This is a genomic window from Mesorhizobium sp. M6A.T.Cr.TU.014.01.1.1 (assembly GCF_004022765.1).
In the GTDB taxonomy this organism is placed as follows: domain Bacteria; phylum Pseudomonadota; class Alphaproteobacteria; order Rhizobiales; family Rhizobiaceae; genus Mesorhizobium; species Mesorhizobium mediterraneum.
Genome location: NZ_RZPG01000012.1, coordinates 14,189 through 30,480, shown reverse-complemented (window position 1 = coordinate 30,480; position 16,292 = coordinate 14,189). Strand labels below are relative to the sequence as shown.

Annotated in this window: 18 protein-coding genes; 14 read left to right on the top strand and 4 right to left on the bottom strand. The window is 61.7% G+C overall.

The features are described 5' to 3' along the window. Positions 1 to 12 precede the first annotated feature (12 nt). The 4 genes from EN885_RS15345 to EN885_RS15330 all read left to right on the top strand — a co-directional run bounded on the left by EN885_RS15345 (position 13) and on the right by EN885_RS15330 (position 3,036). Positions 13 to 201: a DUF3008 family protein gene (locus EN885_RS15345; protein WP_126106826.1), complete on the top strand. Its 189-nt coding sequence runs from the start codon at positions 13 to 15 to the stop codon at positions 199 to 201. A 368-nt stretch (positions 202 to 569) separates the two neighbouring features. Next, on the top strand, positions 570 to 1,187 hold the full coding sequence (rpsD, locus tag EN885_RS15340; protein ID WP_029353615.1) for a 30S ribosomal protein S4: 618 nt from the start codon (positions 570 to 572) through the stop codon (positions 1,185 to 1,187). 138 nt (positions 1,188 to 1,325) lie between these two features. Beyond that, positions 1,326 to 2,219 carry a tRNA 2-thiocytidine(32) synthetase TtcA gene (ttcA, locus tag EN885_RS15335; RefSeq protein WP_128242091.1) on the top strand — a complete coding sequence of 298 codons (894 nt, stop codon included), beginning with the start codon at positions 1,326 to 1,328 and terminating at the stop codon, positions 2,217 to 2,219. After that, the gene (locus EN885_RS15330; RefSeq protein WP_126106824.1) at positions 2,209 to 3,036 is read left to right on the top strand and encodes an inositol monophosphatase family protein; all 828 of its coding nucleotides are present in this window, start codon (positions 2,209 to 2,211) and stop codon (positions 3,034 to 3,036) included. The genes ttcA and EN885_RS15330 overlap by 11 nt, the downstream gene beginning before the upstream one ends. A gap of 86 nt (positions 3,037 to 3,122) precedes the next feature. Here the strand turns inward: EN885_RS15330 and EN885_RS15325 are convergent, their stop codons facing one another. Both EN885_RS15325 and EN885_RS15320 read right to left on the bottom strand, forming a co-directional pair. Beyond that, positions 3,123 to 4,658: a GMC family oxidoreductase N-terminal domain-containing protein gene (locus tag EN885_RS15325; protein ID WP_164897852.1), complete on the bottom strand. Its 1,536-nt coding sequence runs from the start codon at positions 4,656 to 4,658 to the stop codon at positions 3,123 to 3,125. Between the two features lie 45 nt (positions 4,659 to 4,703). Next, positions 4,704 to 5,381 carry an FCD domain-containing protein gene (locus tag EN885_RS15320; protein ID WP_126106823.1) on the bottom strand — a complete coding sequence of 226 codons (678 nt, stop codon included), beginning with the start codon at positions 5,379 to 5,381 and terminating at the stop codon, positions 4,704 to 4,706. A gap of 212 nt (positions 5,382 to 5,593) precedes the next feature. On the opposite strand from EN885_RS15320, the gene EN885_RS15315 reads away from it, so the two are divergent. Continuing rightward, positions 5,594 to 7,222: a choline dehydrogenase gene (locus tag EN885_RS15315; protein ID WP_128242090.1), complete on the top strand. Its 1,629-nt coding sequence runs from the start codon at positions 5,594 to 5,596 to the stop codon at positions 7,220 to 7,222. Between the two features lie 17 nt (positions 7,223 to 7,239). On the opposite strand, the gene EN885_RS15310 is transcribed toward EN885_RS15315, so the two are convergent. Then, complete coding sequence (locus EN885_RS15310) at positions 7,240 to 7,485, bottom strand: hypothetical protein (RefSeq protein WP_128242089.1); 246 nt, start codon at positions 7,483 to 7,485, stop codon at positions 7,240 to 7,242. 32 nt (positions 7,486 to 7,517) lie between these two features. Between EN885_RS15310 and EN885_RS15305 the strand changes: the two genes are divergently transcribed. The 8 genes from EN885_RS15305 to EN885_RS15270 all read left to right on the top strand — a co-directional run bounded on the left by EN885_RS15305 (position 7,518) and on the right by EN885_RS15270 (position 14,687). Continuing rightward, positions 7,518 to 8,663, top strand: coding sequence for a cupin domain-containing protein (locus EN885_RS15305; protein WP_245458048.1), 1,146 nt, complete (start codon positions 7,518 to 7,520; stop codon positions 8,661 to 8,663). A 73-nt stretch (positions 8,664 to 8,736) separates the two neighbouring features. Then, complete coding sequence (locus tag EN885_RS15300; protein WP_128242088.1) at positions 8,737 to 9,870, top strand: hypothetical protein; 1,134 nt, start codon at positions 8,737 to 8,739, stop codon at positions 9,868 to 9,870. Between the two features lie 9 nt (positions 9,871 to 9,879). Then, positions 9,880 to 10,287 (top strand): RidA family protein, encoded by a 408-nt coding sequence (locus EN885_RS15295; RefSeq protein ID WP_128242087.1) that lies wholly within the window; start codon positions 9,880 to 9,882, stop codon positions 10,285 to 10,287. Between the two features lie 25 nt (positions 10,288 to 10,312). Beyond that, entirely contained in the window at positions 10,313 to 10,933 is a 621-nt protein-coding gene (locus tag EN885_RS15290; RefSeq protein WP_128242086.1) for a glutathione S-transferase family protein, read from the top strand. After that, the gene (gene fhmpcd1 / locus EN885_RS15285; RefSeq protein ID WP_128242179.1) at positions 10,933 to 11,862 is read left to right on the top strand and encodes a 5-formyl-3-hydroxy-2-methylpyridine 4-carboxylate 5-dehydrogenase; all 930 of its coding nucleotides are present in this window, start codon (positions 10,933 to 10,935) and stop codon (positions 11,860 to 11,862) included. The genes EN885_RS15290 and fhmpcd1 overlap by 1 nt, the downstream gene beginning before the upstream one ends. A 127-nt stretch (positions 11,863 to 11,989) precedes the next feature. Further along, positions 11,990 to 12,832: an ABC transporter ATP-binding protein gene (locus tag EN885_RS15280; RefSeq protein ID WP_128242085.1), complete on the top strand. Its 843-nt coding sequence runs from the start codon at positions 11,990 to 11,992 to the stop codon at positions 12,830 to 12,832. After that, positions 12,829 to 13,638 (top strand): ABC transporter permease, encoded by an 810-nt coding sequence (locus EN885_RS15275; RefSeq protein WP_128335194.1) that lies wholly within the window; start codon positions 12,829 to 12,831, stop codon positions 13,636 to 13,638. The genes EN885_RS15280 and EN885_RS15275 overlap by 4 nt, the downstream gene beginning before the upstream one ends. A gap of 38 nt (positions 13,639 to 13,676) precedes the next feature. Beyond that, complete coding sequence (locus tag EN885_RS15270; RefSeq protein ID WP_128242083.1) at positions 13,677 to 14,687, top strand: ABC transporter substrate-binding protein; 1,011 nt, start codon at positions 13,677 to 13,679, stop codon at positions 14,685 to 14,687. 39 nt (positions 14,688 to 14,726) lie between these two features. On the opposite strand, the gene EN885_RS15265 is transcribed toward EN885_RS15270, so the two are convergent. Continuing rightward, the gene (locus EN885_RS15265) at positions 14,727 to 15,152 is read right to left on the bottom strand and encodes a hypothetical protein (protein WP_128242082.1); all 426 of its coding nucleotides are present in this window, start codon (positions 15,150 to 15,152) and stop codon (positions 14,727 to 14,729) included. 97 nt (positions 15,153 to 15,249) lie between these two features. Here EN885_RS15265 and EN885_RS15260 point away from each other — a divergent pair, with 97 nt between their 5' ends. Further along, positions 15,250 to 16,278, top strand: a complete 1,029-nt coding sequence (locus EN885_RS15260) for a BMP family protein (RefSeq protein ID WP_128335193.1) — start codon at positions 15,250 to 15,252, stop codon at positions 16,276 to 16,278. Positions 16,279 to 16,292 lie beyond the last annotated feature (14 nt).

The window sequence follows — 16,292 nt, the reverse complement described above, 5'->3', positions numbered from 1 at the left end:
GGAGAAACGATCATGCCAGCCACATCAAAGTCCCAGCAGAAAGCTGCCGGCGCGGCGTTGTCCGCCAAGCGTGGCGAGACCAAGAAGAGCGAGCTCAAAGGCCCTTCGAAGGGAATGTACAAATCCATGAGCGAAAAACAGCTCGAGGAATTTGCCGAGACCAAACGTAAGGGCCTGCCGGAGAAGAAAGCGAAGCACTAGCCGCTCGTCCGCACCAGGCAGGGAGGTCGGTTCCGGTTCCATGGTTTGACAGCCGCGGCCGAGCCGCGGCCCTTGGGTCGTATCCACTCGCCATCACCGGCGCCAGCCGCAAGCTTGACACCGGTTAAATCTCCGTTTAATCAGCCCATCAACACCGGGCCGCAATGCCCGGTGGTTTCTTTATGTGCGCAAGACGTTTGGGAAGCGCTCTATTTCCCGGGTCTTGTGTAAAATGACGTGTCCCGTGGGTTTTCCGCCGCGTTGCGTGGGAAAACCCTGTCAGGTCTCGAAAACGGGGGCCAGAGGAGGGCGCGTTTCCTTCACCCGGACCATGAGGTTCCGGGTGTACTGTTTTGAAAGGGAATGCGATGAGCAAGCGCGAATCTGCGAAATACAAGATCGACCGCCGTCTCGGCGAAAACATCTGGGGCCGCCCGAAATCCCCGGTCAACAAGCGCGAATACGGTCCCGGCCAGCATGGCCAGCGCCGCAAGGGCAAGCTTTCCGATTTCGGCCTGCAGCTGCGTGCCAAGCAGAAGCTGAAGGGTCACTACGGCGACGTTTCGGAAAAGCAGTTCCGCAAGGTCTATGAAGAGGCGGATCGTCGCAAGGGCGACACCTCGGAGAACCTGATCGGCCTGCTCGAATCGCGTCTCGACGCGGTCGTCTACCGCGCCAAGTTCGTGCCGACCATTTTTGCCGCCCGCCAGTTCGTCAATCACGGCCACATCAATGTCAACGGCAAGCGCGTCAACATCGGCTCGTACCGCTGCAAGCCGGGCGACGTCATCGAAGTGCGCGAAAAGTCGAAGCAGCTGGTGATCGTCCTGGAATCGGTAGGCCTGGCCGAGCGCGACGTGCCTGATTACATCGAGGTCGACCACAACAAGATGACCGCGACCTTCGGGCGCATCCCCGGCCTGTCGGATGTTCCATTCGCCGTGCAGATGGAACCGAACCTGGTCGTCGAATTCTATTCGCGCTGATCGATTTCTTCATCTGCAACAGCATCGAAGGCCGCCCCTCGAGGCGGCCTTTTCTTTTGGGCATCCGAAAATCGATTTCGATTTTCGGGCCGATGCGCTAATCCGGGCAGCAACAAGGACCTTTGGGGCCGACGCGCCATGAGCATGCTGCCTGATGCCAAGACACTCGAACCGATCGCCGATGCCGCAGGCGGCTTTCATCCGCTGTTTGCCGATGTGCCGTCCTCCGTCGAGTTCAACAAGCTGCGCAAACGGCTGCTGCGTCTCGCCCGTCAGGCGATCGACGATTTTTCGATGGTGAGGCCAGGCGATCGCTGGCTGGTTGCCTTGTCGGGCGGCAAGGATTCCTATGGCCTGCTCGCTTTGCTGCTCGACCTCAAATGGCGCGGGCTGCTGCCGGTCGAGCTGTTGGCCTGCAATCTAGACCAGGGCCAGCCCAATTTTCCCAAACACATATTGCCCGACTATCTCAATAAATACGCCATCCCGCACCGCATCGAATATCAGGACACTTATTCGGTGGTGACCGACAAGCTTCCCGAGGGCAGCACCTACTGTTCGCTGTGCTCGCGGCTCAGGCGCGGCCATCTCTACCGCATCGCGCGGGAGGAGGGTTGCTCGGCGCTGGTGCTCGGGCATCACCGCGAGGACATACTTGAAACTTTTTTCATGAACCTATTCCATGGTGGGCGCCTCGCCGCCATGCCGCCAAAACTGCTCAACGACGACGGCGACGTCATGGTGCTGCGGCCGCTTGCCTATTGTGCCGAGGCCGATCTCGAAAAATTCGCCAGCGCCATGAAATTCCCGATCATCCCGTGCGATCTATGCGGGAGCCGGGATGGCTTGCAGCGCAATGCGATGAAGGCGATGCTCGACGGCCTGGAAAAGCGCATGCCCGGCCGCAAGGACACGATGATCCACGCCATGACCAATGTGCGGCCCTCGCATCTGCTCGACAGAAAGCTGTTCGATTTCGCCGCCCTCAACGAGACCCACACCACAAGGCAAGACATTCCCGATGACATTTGACGATACCGCGATCGACTGGCTTGCCACCCTTCTGTCCGACGCCGCCATTGCCGAGATCATGCCGCGTTTTCGTCGGCTGGATGAGGGCGAGGTTCGCCAAAAAACCTCGGCAGCCGACCTGGTGACGGAGGCCGACGTGAATGCCGAGCGGCTCATCACCGTCAGGCTGCGTGAGCGTTACCCCCAGGCGATGATCGTCGGCGAAGAGGCATGCTCCGACGATCCGGCGCTGCTCCAGGGTCTCGGCGACGCCGATCTCGCCTTCGTCATCGATCCGGTCGACGGCACCTTCAACTTCGCCTCCGGCGTGCCGCTGTTCGGCGTCATGCTCGGCGTCGTGGTGAAGGGCGAGACCGTCGCCGGCATCATTCACGATCCCGTTGGCAAGGACTGGCTGATCGGCGCCAAGGGTGCCGGCAGCCACATACGGCATGCGCATGGCACTCTGGAGAAGGTGCATGTCGCCGAGCCTGCACCGATCTCGCAAATGACCGGTGCGGTTTCCTGGCAATACATGCCCGAGCCGGAACGGTCACGGCTGGCGCGCAACCAGACGAAATCCCTGTCGCAGTTCGGCTATCGCTGCGCGGCGCACGAATACCGCCTGCTGGCGAGCGGCCACGCCCACTTCGTCGTCTACAACAAGCTGATGCCGTGGGATCATCTGGCCGGTGTGCTGATTCATGCCGAGGCAGGTGGTTACGCGGCGCGTTTCGACGGCAGCGCCTATCTGCCTTCGCATGTCGGAGGCGGCCTTCTTGTCGCGCCGGACAAGGAAAGCTGGCACGAACTGCGCCGCGAGCTCTGGGCGGAATAGGCCGTCCGGCATCGATCCGGTTCAGGCCACGCCCGGCCGATCTCGATTAGCCCGCATTGCGCTCGATATGATTCCGACTTTTAGGGTCACGCGCTAGCCGAGGCTGTCGCCCAGGTTTCCGCGATTGCGACTACGGCGGCGTTGATCGGCCCGCTCGGGATCGTCGGCATCACTGACGCGTCGACGATGAAGACGTTGTCGAAGCCGTTCAGCCGCAAATCCGGGTCGACGACGGCGTCGGCATCCCCGCCCATCCTGCACGTGCCGGCAGGATGATGATGTGTGGAAGCGGCGCTCGCGATGAAAGCGTCAAGATCGGCGTCCGACCGCACCGGCGATCCCGGCAGGACTTCCACGTCGCGCCATTCGTCGAGCGCTGGATGATGACCAATGGTGCGCGCCGTCTTCAGGGCCGTCCTGAAAACCGCCCGGTCGTGTTCGGTTTCGAGATAATGCGGGTCGATGATGGGTGCATCGGCCCGGCCCGGCCCGCTCGGTGCGATGCGCCCACGGCTGGTCGGATGGGTGACGCCGCATAGAATCGTGAAAGCCGAGCCATAGGGCGGGGCACTCAGGCCGTGTGCGGCTGATGGGGCAACGACGCAGGCGAGCACGATATCGGGGCTTCCCGTCGAACGAGTAATATCGCTGCCATGCAGGTACATCAGCGATTCCGAGTGCTGCAGGCGCGACGGCGGCAGCGGTTTTTTGGTGCTGTAGACATTTCCAAGAACCAGCAGATGGTCCTGCAAATTGCGGCCGACATCGCTTCGGTCGGCGAGGCAGCGTATCCCCGCTTGCGTCAGCGTATCCGCATCGCCAATGCCCGACCGCATGAGGATGAGCGGCGACGACACCGCGCCGGCGCAAAGAACGATCCTGTCGGCGGAGACCGTCGTGGTCTCTCCGTCACGCACGACAGCCACACCCGTGGCCCGCTGGCCCTCCAGCAGGAGGTGCTCGACCTCGTGGGCGGTGAGCAAGGCAAGGTTCGGTCGTGCCCTGACCTCCGGCGGCAGATAGGCATCGGCGACGCTCAGGCGCCGGCCGGCGCGGATGTTCAGCGAATTGGGGCTGGTGCCGGCCAGCTCGCCGCTGTTGTGATCGGTCAAGGCGGAGATTCCCATGGCCCGTCCGGCGGCCATATAGGCGCGGACGACGGGGCTGACCTCTGCATCCGGCAGGTAGACGTCCAACGGTCCGCTACGGCCGCGCGACGGCGCATCGAAGGCGGTGAAAGCTTCACTGCGGACAAAGCCCGGCAACAAGCCCGAAAAGGACCAGCGCTCGCCGCCGGCAGCCGCCCAGGGTTCGAAATCATCGGGATGACCACGCACATAGGCCATGGCATGCAGGCAGCTCGAACCGCCGACGATCTTTCCACGTGGCCATTCGTGCACGCGGTTTGCGGTAAAGGGTTGCGGCACTGTCCGATAGGCCCAGTCGTAGGCGCGGCCTTGCAGCATCGTCCATTTCAGCGGGTTGGCGATGTCGGGATCGGACGGCATCACCCCGGCCTCGATCAGGCCGACCTGGCATGATCGGTCCTCGCTCAGCCGGCTGGCCACCACCGAGCCGGCCGATCCCGCGCCGACGACCAGCACGTCGAAATGACGTTTCACTTTTGAAGTCCCCGCGCAGGCTGCCTGGCTAATAGGAAAACACGCTTATGCGGCAAAGGCGCCGGCATTCGATCGTTCGGTGATCTGTCTTTGCACGGACAGCAAATGCGCGCGCATCGCCGCCTCGGCCGCTTCCGGGTCGCGTTTCGAGATCGCTTCGGCAATCAGACGATGTTCGCCGTCGCGCTCGGCGATCCGCTTGGGGCAGGTGGGTGCCGCGGTGCGTGCGATCTTCACCCGCGCATCGACCCCGACCTGGCGCAGCATCTTGTAGAATTCAGCGGCAAGATGGTTGCGAGCGGCTGCAACGATGGCGAGATGAAACGCGAAATCGACTGCGCCCGACGAGGCATTCTCCGGCGTGGTTGCCGCATCGATGATCCGGGCCGTCTCGAATGACGAAGCGCGCAGCGATGCCAGCCGGGCGAGGCCCGGCTCCATCAGCAGGCGCAATTCCAAAACCTCGATTGGATTGGTTACCCTGACAAGCTCCTCGCCATATCGGGGCAGGGCGGTTGGCGCACGCCTGGCGCGCGCCGGTTTCAAATCGCCTGACTGACGCAGCAATTCGAGCGCCTTGCGAAGCTGGTGACGCTTCACATTCAGATGTTCGGCAAGGTCACGCTCGGAAGGCAACTTGCCGCCACCCTGTTGCAACCGGCGGACCGCTGCAATGATGTCGTCGAGATCCGATGATACGATCTGCGGCTCGAATGCGTTCAAAACCAAATCTCCTGTCTGATCGGCAGCCGCCGACTCAACGTCCTGACATCATCTTGTGACGCGGAATCGATGAACACGGCACTCAACCAACTCAACCAATCTACATCTGCGCCCAGTGGTTGACAACACCAGTTGCGCGATGGTTGAGTGCCGCAGTTGTTTCTTTGACGGCTCACATCTCGGTGGGGCCGTCCTTCTCCCGAGGACCGTGCATGCCGTTTGGGGAAACATTTGACTATGTCATTGTCGGAGCCGGGTCGGCCGGCTGCGTGCTTGCAAACCGCCTGAGCGAAGATCCGGATGTTTCCGTGCTGCTCTTGGAAGCCGGGGACTGGGATCGCGATCCGATGATCCATATCCCGCTTGGCTGGGGCAAGATTCTGACCGAGCGCCGTCACGACTGGATGTATTTCTGCGAGCCCGAGGCCAATGTCGGCGGACGCAAGGTCGAATGCGCACGCGGCAAGGTCATCGGCGGCTCCTCCTCCACCAACGCCATGGCCTATGTGCGCGGCAATCGTGGCGACTATGATCGCTGGGCGGCCAGCGGCCTGACCGATTGGTCGTTCGACAAGGTGCTGCCCTATTTCAAGAAGCAGGAGCGCTGGGAAAAGGGCGAGAGCGACTATCGCGGCGGCAGCGGTCCGCTGAACACCCAGTTCTGCCGCTACAAGGACGAGCTGATCGATGCTTTTGCCACCGCCAGCCGGGATGCCGGATATCCTCAGACCGACGACTATAATGGCGCCGTGCAGGAAGGTTTTGGTCGCCTGCAGATGACGATCGCAAACGGTCGCCGCTGCTCGACCGCGTCGGCCTATCTGCGTCCCGCCATGCGCCGCAGCAATGTCAAGGTGCTGACCGGCGCGATGGCGACGAGGATCCTGCTGAAGGATGTGCGCGCGACCGGCATCGCCTATACCAGAGGCGGCGCGAGCCACCAGGTTTTGGCACGGCGTGAGGTCCTGCTTGCCGGTGGTGTCATCAATACGCCTCAACTGCTGATGCTGTCGGGGATCGGCGATAGTGGCGAGCTCGCCGCGCATGGTATCGAGGCGAAAGTCGACCGTCCGCAGGTCGGCAAGAACCTGCAGGACCACGTTTCAGTCATTTTGATGTATCGGCGCAAGCAGCCGGGACCATTCCTCAAGATGATGCGGGCCGATCGTATCGGGCTGGATTTCGTCAAGACCTATCTCACCGGCAAGGGCTTTTCTGGCGATGTGCCTGGCGGGGTCGTGGCATTCCTGAAAAGCGATGCAAGTCGGCCATTGCCGGACGTCCAACTGCTTTTCACGGCTGCACCGCTTGCCGCATGGCCCTACATGGCACCATTCAAGGCGCCCTTCGCCGATGGTTTTGCGACGCGCATCGTCGCCGTCCAGCCGGAGAGCAGGGGGAGCGTGAAGCTGGCGTCGAGCGACCCGTTGGCCGCGCCGCTGATCCACCAGAATTTCCTGTCCTCACCGCGTGACTGGCAGTCGCTCCGCGCCGGCTTCCGCGTGGCGCGCAACCTCGCTGCGCAACCGTCGATGACGCCGTTTATCGCCTCGGAATTCTTTCCGGGGCCGCAATGCCAGAGCGACGACGAGATCGACGAGCATATTCGCAAGACCTCGATCACCGTGCACCATCCCGGCGGCACCTGTCGCATGGGTGTCGACGCCGGGTCGGTGGTCGATCCCGAACTGCGGGTGCGCGGCGTTGCCGGTCTTCGCGCAGTGGATGCTTCCGTGATGCCGGACCTCATCTGCGGGAACATCAATGCGGCGGTCATCATGATCGCCGAAAAGGCCTCGGACCTGGTCCGCAGCCGTGCTGAACAAGCCATGGCGGCCTGATTGGCGGCACCTGGTGTTCAACCAAAATCCTTTGGTTGAAAGAAAAATTCGAATTGGTTGGGCTGCCGAGCAATTGCTGCGGTCGCGGTAGTTTGATCTGCATCTGCTCGATTATCCGTTTTCTCGCGCATTTCCGAGTTTTTCTGCCGCTTTTCGGGGCATTTGCCTTTCAGAAAAGCACTCAACCAAAAACTTAAAAAATTCTCAGTTTTGGGATTGTCGAGCAAAACCAATCCGAATACGGTTGAGTTGGTTAAATGCATTTTCTTCGCGAAGAGAGGTGTCAGACATGTCCATGGCGCAACCAGCAGACCTTGCCGTCACCAACAAGAAGGCCGCGCTGAAGGGCCTGTATGACGCCCTCTACGAAAAGAACATGTTTCCGTTCTGGGCCACATCGGAAGGCGTCGATCACGACGAGATTAAGCAGCTCATGGCGACGTCGAAGGCGATACCCTTCGTCTGGTCCTATGCCGACATCGAGCCGCTGCTGCAGCGCGCCGCCGAACTGGTCACCATGGACGATAGCGAGCGCCGCTCGCTGATCCTGGTCAATCCCGGTCTTGCGCCCAAGCGCGCATCGGTCAGCACGATGTACACCGCCTATCGCCTGAATGATCCAGACGAGATCATGCCGCCGCACAAGCACTCGCCGAGCGCCATACGTTTTGGCCTGACCGGCAAGGGCAACTTTACCGGCGTCGAAGGCGAGGATGTGGTTTTCGGCCCCGGCGACATGGTGCTGACACCCAATGATGCCTGGCACAATCACGGCACGGTCGGCGGCGAGCAGGCGGTCAACCTTTCGGTTCTCGACCTGCCGCTGGTCGAGACACTACACGCAGTGCATTTCGACCACAAATACACCGAGATGGTCGACGGCAAGGAAGTCGAAAAAAAGGTGCAGACTGCCCGTTTCCCGAGCGATTATTCGCAACGCATCTATGGGGAGGGCGGCCTGATGCCGCGCTTCGTCGACCACAAACGCGGCGGCGGCCTGTCGTCGCCGATGTATGTCTATCGCTGGGAGAAGATGGAAGCGATCCTCGACGCCCACAAGGATTGGGACGGCGATCCGCATGAGGGCATCGTCATCGACTATGTCGACCCCACCACCGGCGGCCCGGTCTTCCACACGATCAACTTCTACGTCCAGATGTTGCGGCCGGGCGAAAAGACGCTGCCGCAGCGCGAGACCGCCAGCCTGCTGTTGGCGCCGTTCCGCGGCAATGGCCATTCAATCATCGACGGCAAGCGCTACGACTGGAACCAGTTCGACACGATCGCCATACCGGGTGGTTCCTGGGTCGAGCACGTCAATGGCTCCTCGTCCGAGCCGGTCATCTTCTTCGGCGCGACCGATGCGCCGACCCAGAAGGCGCTGCTCCTCTACAAGCGCTGGGGCCGCAACCAGGCCGGCGATCTACTCCGCATCGTCTAATTTTGCAGCGGAAACTGTCCGCGCCGCCACTGTGGCGCGGACGCCGAAAAAGACGTTTCAGCAGCAAGGGCGTATGCATTTGGTTTCGGCGTTCAACACAAAGCAGATCGGCCATGTCGACTGCCCGGGCGGTGGTCAGGTCTGGGTCGACGGCAACATTCTCTATATCGGCCACATGCGTCCGCCGAGCGGCACGACGCTGGTCGATATTTCCGATCCGCGCAATCCGAAGAAGATCGCGACGATCGACGTTCCGCCGGGCTGGCACTCGCACAAGGTGCGCGCCCAGGACGGTCTGATGATCATCAACCACGAGCGCTTCGGCGATGCGGGCCCGGCCGATTTCGGCGGTGGCCTGGCGCTTTACGACACGAGCCGACCGGCGGAGCCCAAGCTCATCTCGAAGTGGATAACCGGCGGCCATGGCGTGCATCGCTACGACTATGACGGCCGCTACGCCTATATCTCGCCAACCGCCGACGGCTATGTCGGCAACATCGTGATGATCCTCGACCTGATCGATCCGGTTAGCCCGGTCGAGGTTGGGCGCTGGTGGATACCGGGGCAATGGACCGGCGGCGGTGAAGAGTACCCGTGGCATGACTATGTCACGCCGCGCTGCCACCATCCGCTGCGCATGGACGACCGGCTCTATGTCAGCTACTGGCATCACGGTCTGTTCATCCTCGACATTTCCGACATTTCGAAGCCGAAGCTTGTCTCGCATGTCAATTCGAGCCCAAGTTTTCCGCATCCCACGCATACATGCCTGCCGATCCCGCAGCCGCTCAAGGGCCGCAACATCATGGTGGTGGCGGACGAGGATGTCGCCAAGCTCCGGCCCTCGCCGCCGGCCTTCACCTGGATCTACGACATCACCGACGAGACGAACCCGCTGCCGATCTCGACCTTCCAGGTGCCAGGCCTCGACCCGGACGGCGCGCCGCAACCGCCGATGACCGGCTGTCATCAGCCTTCCGAGCGGTTCAAGGGCACCATCATTCCGTTCGCGTGGTTCGCGCAGGGGCTGCGACTGGTCGACATCGCCGACCCCTTCGCCCCCAAGGAGGTCGGCCATTTCGTGCCCGATGCGCCTGAAGGCGCCGAGCGCTCATCTTCCAACGACGTCACCATCGACGACCGCGGCATCGTCTACCTGATCGACCGCATCCGTGGCGTCGACATCATCGAAACCAGCGTTCTCTAGGGGGACAGATTGAGCGACAGCACGCGAAAATCCGCCAGCCACTACGCAATCGGCAAGAAGAATCCGAACCTGCCGTTTCACCCGGCGGTGCGTGCCGGCGATTTCATTTTCGTCTCCGGTCAGGTGCCGAAGGACGAGAACAACAACATGATCAGCGGCACGATCGAGGAAGAGACGCTGGCGACGCTAAAAACCATCGCGCGCGTCATTGCCGACGAGGGCGCGACACTTTCCGACGTCGTGCGGATAACGACGTATCTCGAGGATACGCGCGATTTCGGCCGCTACAACAAGGCGTTCCTCGAAGGGATCGGCGACGCGGTGCTGGCACGCACGACCGTCGAGGCAAAGGCCGTCATCAACACCAAGATCGAAATGGACGCCATCGTCTACAAGCCGCTGCCGGCCTGCAAGTAGGCCACGACATAATCGAGGAGACGACATGTACAAGCTTTTGGGACGCCAGACATCGGGCAACGTTCAAAAGGTGCTCTTCATGCTCGAAGAGCTCGGCGCGTCATATGAGCGCGAGGATTACGGCCGCCAGTTCGAAAACACCCAGACTGCCGAATACAAGGCACTCAACCCGACGTCGAAGGTTCCGACGCTGGTCGACGGCGACACCGTGATCTGGGAGTCCAACACCATCCTGCGCTATCTCGCGGCATCCGGCGGCGAGCAGCTGAATGGCGCCACCCCTGCGCAAAAGACCGAGGTCGAGCGCTGGATGGATTTTCTCCTGGCGGCGGTCAATCCTGGTTATCTGGCCGCCTTCAAGGGTGCCAAGCTGACGCCCGAAGAGCAGACCGCCGAATACAAGGAACAGGTGAAGGACCTTGTGGCGCAGATCAAGATCGTCGACGGTCATCTGGCCGGCAAGGATTTCCTGGCGCTGGGCAAGCTGACCATTGCCGACATCGCCTGCGCGCCGATCCTGAAGCGCTGCATCGACTTCAAGATCGACCGGCCGTCCTTGCCCAATCTCGAGCGCTGGGTGGCCGCAATCGCCGCTCGTCCAGCCTTCAAGGCGGCGACCGCGGCAGCTCCCGCAAAGGCCGCATGATGATCAAGCGCGCCGCCCTCATCGGATTGGGAACGATGGGGCCGGGCATCGCCGCGCGGCTTTCGCGCGGCGGGCTCGACGTGACGGCGTACGACATTTCCGAAGCTGCGGTCGAACGCGCCCGCGGCACGCTCGATCTGGCCGGCGGGGTTCTGGACCGGCTCGACATCACGGCGCCGGCAACGGGCGCGGGCACGGTGCGGTTCGTCCGCACCCTCGCCGAGGCTGTCGATGGTGCGGAGCTGATCATCGAGAATGTGCCTGAGGATATCGACATCAAGGCCGAAACCTATCGCGCTATCGACCCGTTGATCGGTTCTTCGGTGATCGTCGCCTCGGACACCTCAGGTATTCCGATCACCAAGCTGCAGGCCCACATCTCGCATCCTGAGCGGATGGTCGGCATGCATTGGTCGAACCCGCCGCACATCATTCCAATGATCGAGGTGATTGGCGGTGAGAAGACCGCACGTGAGACCGTGTCGACGATCCGCGAGCTGATCCGCTCGATCGGGCTGCTACCGGTGGTGGTGAAGAAGGACGTCCCGGGCTTCGTTGAAAACCGCGTGCTCTATGCACTGCTGCGCGAAGCGGTCGATCTGGTTGAGCGCGGCGTCATCGAGCCGGAGGATCTCGATACCTGCGTCTCCTGGGGCATCGGCTACAAGATCGCCGTCATCGGGCCAATGGCGCTGCTCGATATGGCCGGCCTCGATATCTACAAATCCGTCTCGTCGTTTCTGAACGCCGATCTTTCCAATCGTGATGATGTCGCGCCGATGGTTCTGGAGAAGACCGGGGCATCGAAGTTCGGCATCAAGTCGGGCGAGGGCATGTTTTCCTACACGCCCGAGCAGATAAAGACACTGCAAGGCGAACGGGCGCGCAAGCTGGTAGCCGTGCGCCGCATCCTCGAAGGCCGGGAGTAGGCGATGGCACAAGTTGCGCGCGGCCGGGTTGGGGAGTTCTGCCGGTTGGCCGCTTGTGCGCATGGGGCCGGGAACATCGCCGTGAAGGCGGATGTTCACGCAACGAACGTGCGTGGGACGACAAGCCATGCAGGTTGAAACCATTCGACCCGCCGGTGGCAGACCGATCCACATCCGCCACGACGACCTCATTTCCACCAAGGGCGTTTCGGTGGTCATGGGCACGGATCAGAATCGGCAGCTGATCCTCAGGGATATTGACCTTTCGGTTCCGAAAGGGTCGTTCGTCTCCCTGATCGGTCCGTCCGGTTGTGGGAAGAGCACATTGCTCAAAGTGCTGGCTGGGCTGGTAAGCCCGAGCAGCGGCAGCGTCTCGATCGCCGGTGTTTCACCAGGCGAGGCGGCGCGCAAACGGATGATCGGTCTCGTCTTCCAGGACGCCAATCTGCTGCCGTGGAAAAACGCTGTCGACAATGCCTCGATGCTGCTCGGCATCGCCGACAAATCGATGTCACGCGCGGCGCTACGGGCGCGTGGACAGGAGATGCTTGAGCTGGTGGGACTTGGCGATGCCGCCCACAAGCGCCCAAATGAACTGTCTGGCGGCATGCGTCAGCGGGTCGCCATCGCCCGGGCTCTGGCACTCGATCCGGCGGTCTTGCTGATGGACGAGCCGTTTGGCGCCCTTGACGCGATTACTCGCGATTCGATGGGCCAGGCGCTGCTGGAGATATGGCAGCGGACCGGCAAGACGATCGTCCTCGTGACGCATTCGATCGACGAAGCCATTCACTTGTCCCGACAGGTTCATGTGCTGGGAATCAACCCGGGACGCATTACCCAAAGCCTGGACATTCCGCTGCCTTATCCACGCGACACTTCCGTGACCGAAGTCCCCGAATTCGTCAGGCTGGTGCTTCAGCTTCGGACCATGCTGCGCTCCAGCCATCAGCCGGGAGGCGCGACGTGAGCGAGCAACCTCTCATGAACCAGCCACAGCCGGTTTCCGGCTGGAACGCGGCGACAAGCAGCTGGCTTCCGGCGGCCATCCTTTTGCTGGTGACGATCGTGTTGTGGGAAGCCGTGGTGCGGATATTCTCCATTTCCTCCTTTATCGTTCCTGCCCCCTCCGAGATTGCGAAATCGCTGGTCGCGCAATGGGGCACTCTCATGCAGGCGACGGTGGTCACGGCGGGCGAAATTCTGTTTGGCTTTCTTGTCTCGGTCATAGTCGGCATTGCGCTTGCTCTCGTCATCGTGCGCTTCGACTGGCTGGGGCGCGCGCTCTACCCGCTCGTCGTGTTGTTCCAGAATGTGCCGAAAGTTGCGCTGGCGCCGATCTTCATCCTCTGGTTCGGCTATGGGCTTGCACCCAAGATCGGTCTGATCCTGGTCATCGCCTTCTTCCCGGTGACGCTGTCGATGCTGGCGGGCATGCAGTCGGTCGACCGTTCGCTTCTGTCGCTGATGAATTCGGTCGGTGCCAGCCCTACCCAGATACTGTTCAGGATCCGCGTTCCCCACTCGCTTCCGAGTCTGATGGCCGGGACCAAGATCGCCGCGACCCTGAGCGTCATTGGCGCCATCGTCGGCGAATTTGCCGGAGCCTCGGACGGGCTGGGCTACGTCATCCAGTTCGCGTCGACTCAACTCGACACGCCCCTGGTCTTTGCGGCGCTGCTGCTCGTTTCCGTCCTCGGCATCGCCTTCTACTACGCAGCCGAAATTCTCGAACGTGTCGTGGTGCCGTGGGCACCGAAATTTAGCCAGGCCTAGGCTTCTCGAACAACCAAGATCAAAGAAGGGAACAAACAATGCTGAGACGCTCTCTTATCAAGGCAGCCACCTTTGCGGCGTTTGTCGGCGCGCTTGGCTTGTCGAGCGCTGCTCTGGCGGCGGATAAGGTCAACGTCCAGCTCGACTGGGTCGTGCGCGGCAATCACGCCATGTTCTTTGTCGGCAAGGAAAAGGGCTTTTTCGCAAAGAACGACATCGATGTGAGCGAGGTCCGCAAGGGCTCCGGCTCGCCGGACGCCATGCGGCTGGTGGGCAACGGCAACGCTGAATTCGGCTTCGGCGATCTTCCCACGCTTGCCGTGGCAAGGTCGCAGAATGTTCCCGTCGTGGCACTGGCGGCGGTCAACCAGCAGTCGCCCTTGGGCATCATCTCGCTCGCCAAGACGCTCAAGCTGACCAAGCCTTCCGACCTCAAAGGCCTGACCATCGGCATCCACCCGGCGGGCTCCACCTACATCTTCTTCAGGGGCTTTCTGGCTGCCAACGGAATGAGCGAGAAGGACATGACGCTCAACAGCGTCTCGCCGCCCTACGAGAGCTATCTGCTGCTCGGACGCGTGCAGACGGTGGTCGGCTATCTCGACGCCGAAGTGCCCGAACTTGAAGCCAAGGCCGGCGGCCCGGGCTCGCTGAGCATCATGCTCGGCGCCGATCATGGCTGGAAAGCCTATGGCTCGGGTCTGTTCACCTCTGAAGCGATGATCAAGGACAAGCCTGATGTCGTGCACCGTTTCGTGAAGGCGTACCGGGAAGCTTTCGACTATGTCGCGGCCCATCCGGAAGAAGCCGCCGAGATCACCGCCAAGGCCGTTCCTGGCTATGCCGAAAAGAAGGACGTGCTGCTGGCCCAGCTCAAGGCCGACATCGCCTCGACGTTCAACAGTCCGGCGACGAAGGAACACGGTCTCGGCTGGATGACGAAGGCCCAGTGGGAAGAGACCTTAAAGACGCTGACGGATCAGGGCGTGCTCAAAACGGCGCTGTCGGCAGACGACGTCTTCACCGACAAGTTCCTGGCGGCAGAGTAAAGGTTCAGGGCGATGTCTGAAGTGGCAAACAGTCAGCGTCTACCGGCAGGCCAACCTGCCGTCCGCGCTGCCGCATATCACGGCCACTTGCCCATTTGCGGCGCTGGCCCGGTCGAGCGCGATCTGCACGCGGGTGGTGTAGGCGTGGCCGGCCAGGCCGCACCACAGCCGCTCGACGGGCAGGTTTTCGCGCTTGTCGTTGAGAATCGTAAACGTCCCGGTTTTTGGATCGAACCACAGCTCGACACGAGCGCTCTTGCCAGGCGCCGCAGTGGCGATTGCGGCCGAATACCAGTGCGCGAAGTCGGCGTTGCAGGAAAGCGTCTCGCGCCCCGCATTCGAAATCGTCAGCGGCACGGGATCGAGCCCGTCGGTGCCGGTTCGCACAGTGATGTGCCGCAATTCAACCGCGTTGGCGAACGACGTGAACGCCAGCGTTATCGGAAGGACATATCGAACAACCACCTTGCTTGAACTCCTGATACAATTGTTCAGGCAGTCTACCTCGCTTTTGCGCAATAACAATAAGAATATCTTGGGTCAACCGAACAGAGAGGGTAACATGTCTAAGTTTCTGAAGAACAGCGTAAGCGCTGTTATATTGAGCGGCCTCTTGCTCGGCAACGCACTTGCCGCCGAGGTCAAGTCCATTGCCATCCTGACGCCGGAAGAAGGCACCGATTATGGCTGGAACCAGCAAGGTATCGACGCTGCCAAGGCGGCGGCGAAAGCTGCCGGTGTCGAGATAGTCGTGGCGCAGGGGCTCGGCTATGGCGACGTGCGGCCGACATTGCGCGAACTGGCGGCTGACGGCGCCAGCCTGCTTATCGCTCACGCCAGCGGCTACAACACCTCGGCTCCCGAAATCGCCAAGGAAACCAAGGTGCCGGTGGCGATCGTCGATACGCCGACCGGTCTGGAGAAGGGCCTCGTCGCCGACTACACGCTGAGCGGTCACGAAGGCGCGTATCTTGCCGGCCGTCTCGCGGCCAAGATGTCGCGCTCCAAGTCGGTCGGCATCGTCGTGTCCGGCGAGCCTCCGTCGTGGAACTCGCAGTCGGCAGCGTTCGCGCAGGGGGTGAAGGCCGAGAGCCCAGACGTCAAGGTTACCTATGCTGTGATCGGACCTGCCGCCTACAGCGATGCGGCCGGCGGCAAGCGCGTCACCGAACGCGTGATCGCATCGGGCGCCGACATCATCTTCGGCCAGGGCAACGGCTCGAGCTTCGGCATGCTGCAGGCGGTCGAGACGACCAAGGCCGGGGATGGCGGCAAGGTCTATTTCATCGATGTCATCGGCGACAAGACGCCGATCGACAAAGGCTTCCTGCTGTCGTCGGTGGTCTGGAACATCGAGCCGGTCTATGCGGCGATGATCGCCGACCTGAAGGCCGACACGTTCGGCACCAAGAGCTACTCGATCGGCCTCAAGGACGATTCAGTCAAGCTTCTGAAAACCGCTGCGATCCCGGACGATATTTGGGCTGAGATCCAGGCGCAGCGCGAAGACATCATTTCCGGCAAGACCAAGGTCGATCCGGTCTATGATGCAGCCGCCGTCAGGGCGCTGATGACCAGCGTCGCCCAGTAAGGCGATTAACAGCA

Bases quoted from the DNA above. Each gene is read 5' to 3' on its own strand.
- EN885_RS15345 (WP_126106826.1), top strand. From the start codon at position 13: ATGCCAGCCACATCAAAGTCCCAGCAGAAAGCTGCCGGCGCGGCGTTG.
- rpsD (WP_029353615.1), top strand. From the start codon at position 570: ATGAGCAAGCGCGAATCTGCGAAATACAAGATCGACCGCCGTCTCGGC.
- ttcA (WP_128242091.1), top strand. From the start codon at position 1,326: ATGAGCATGCTGCCTGATGCCAAGACACTCGAACCGATCGCCGATGCC.
- EN885_RS15330 (WP_126106824.1), top strand. From the start codon at position 2,209: ATGACATTTGACGATACCGCGATCGACTGGCTTGCCACCCTTCTGTCC.
- EN885_RS15315 (WP_128242090.1), top strand. From the start codon at position 5,594: ATGCCGTTTGGGGAAACATTTGACTATGTCATTGTCGGAGCCGGGTCG.
- EN885_RS15310 (WP_128242089.1), bottom strand. From the start codon at position 7,485: ATGCATTTAACCAACTCAACCGTATTCGGATTGGTTTTGCTCGACAAT.
- EN885_RS15305 (WP_245458048.1), top strand. From the start codon at position 7,518: ATGGCGCAACCAGCAGACCTTGCCGTCACCAACAAGAAGGCCGCGCTG.
- EN885_RS15300 (WP_128242088.1), top strand. From the start codon at position 8,737: ATGCATTTGGTTTCGGCGTTCAACACAAAGCAGATCGGCCATGTCGAC.
- EN885_RS15290 (WP_128242086.1), top strand. From the start codon at position 10,313: ATGTACAAGCTTTTGGGACGCCAGACATCGGGCAACGTTCAAAAGGTG.
- fhmpcd1 (WP_128242179.1), top strand. From the start codon at position 10,933: ATGATCAAGCGCGCCGCCCTCATCGGATTGGGAACGATGGGGCCGGGC.
- EN885_RS15280 (WP_128242085.1), top strand. From the start codon at position 11,990: ATGCAGGTTGAAACCATTCGACCCGCCGGTGGCAGACCGATCCACATC.
- EN885_RS15270 (WP_128242083.1), top strand. From the start codon at position 13,677: ATGCTGAGACGCTCTCTTATCAAGGCAGCCACCTTTGCGGCGTTTGTC.
- EN885_RS15260 (WP_128335193.1), top strand. From the start codon at position 15,250: ATGTCTAAGTTTCTGAAGAACAGCGTAAGCGCTGTTATATTGAGCGGC.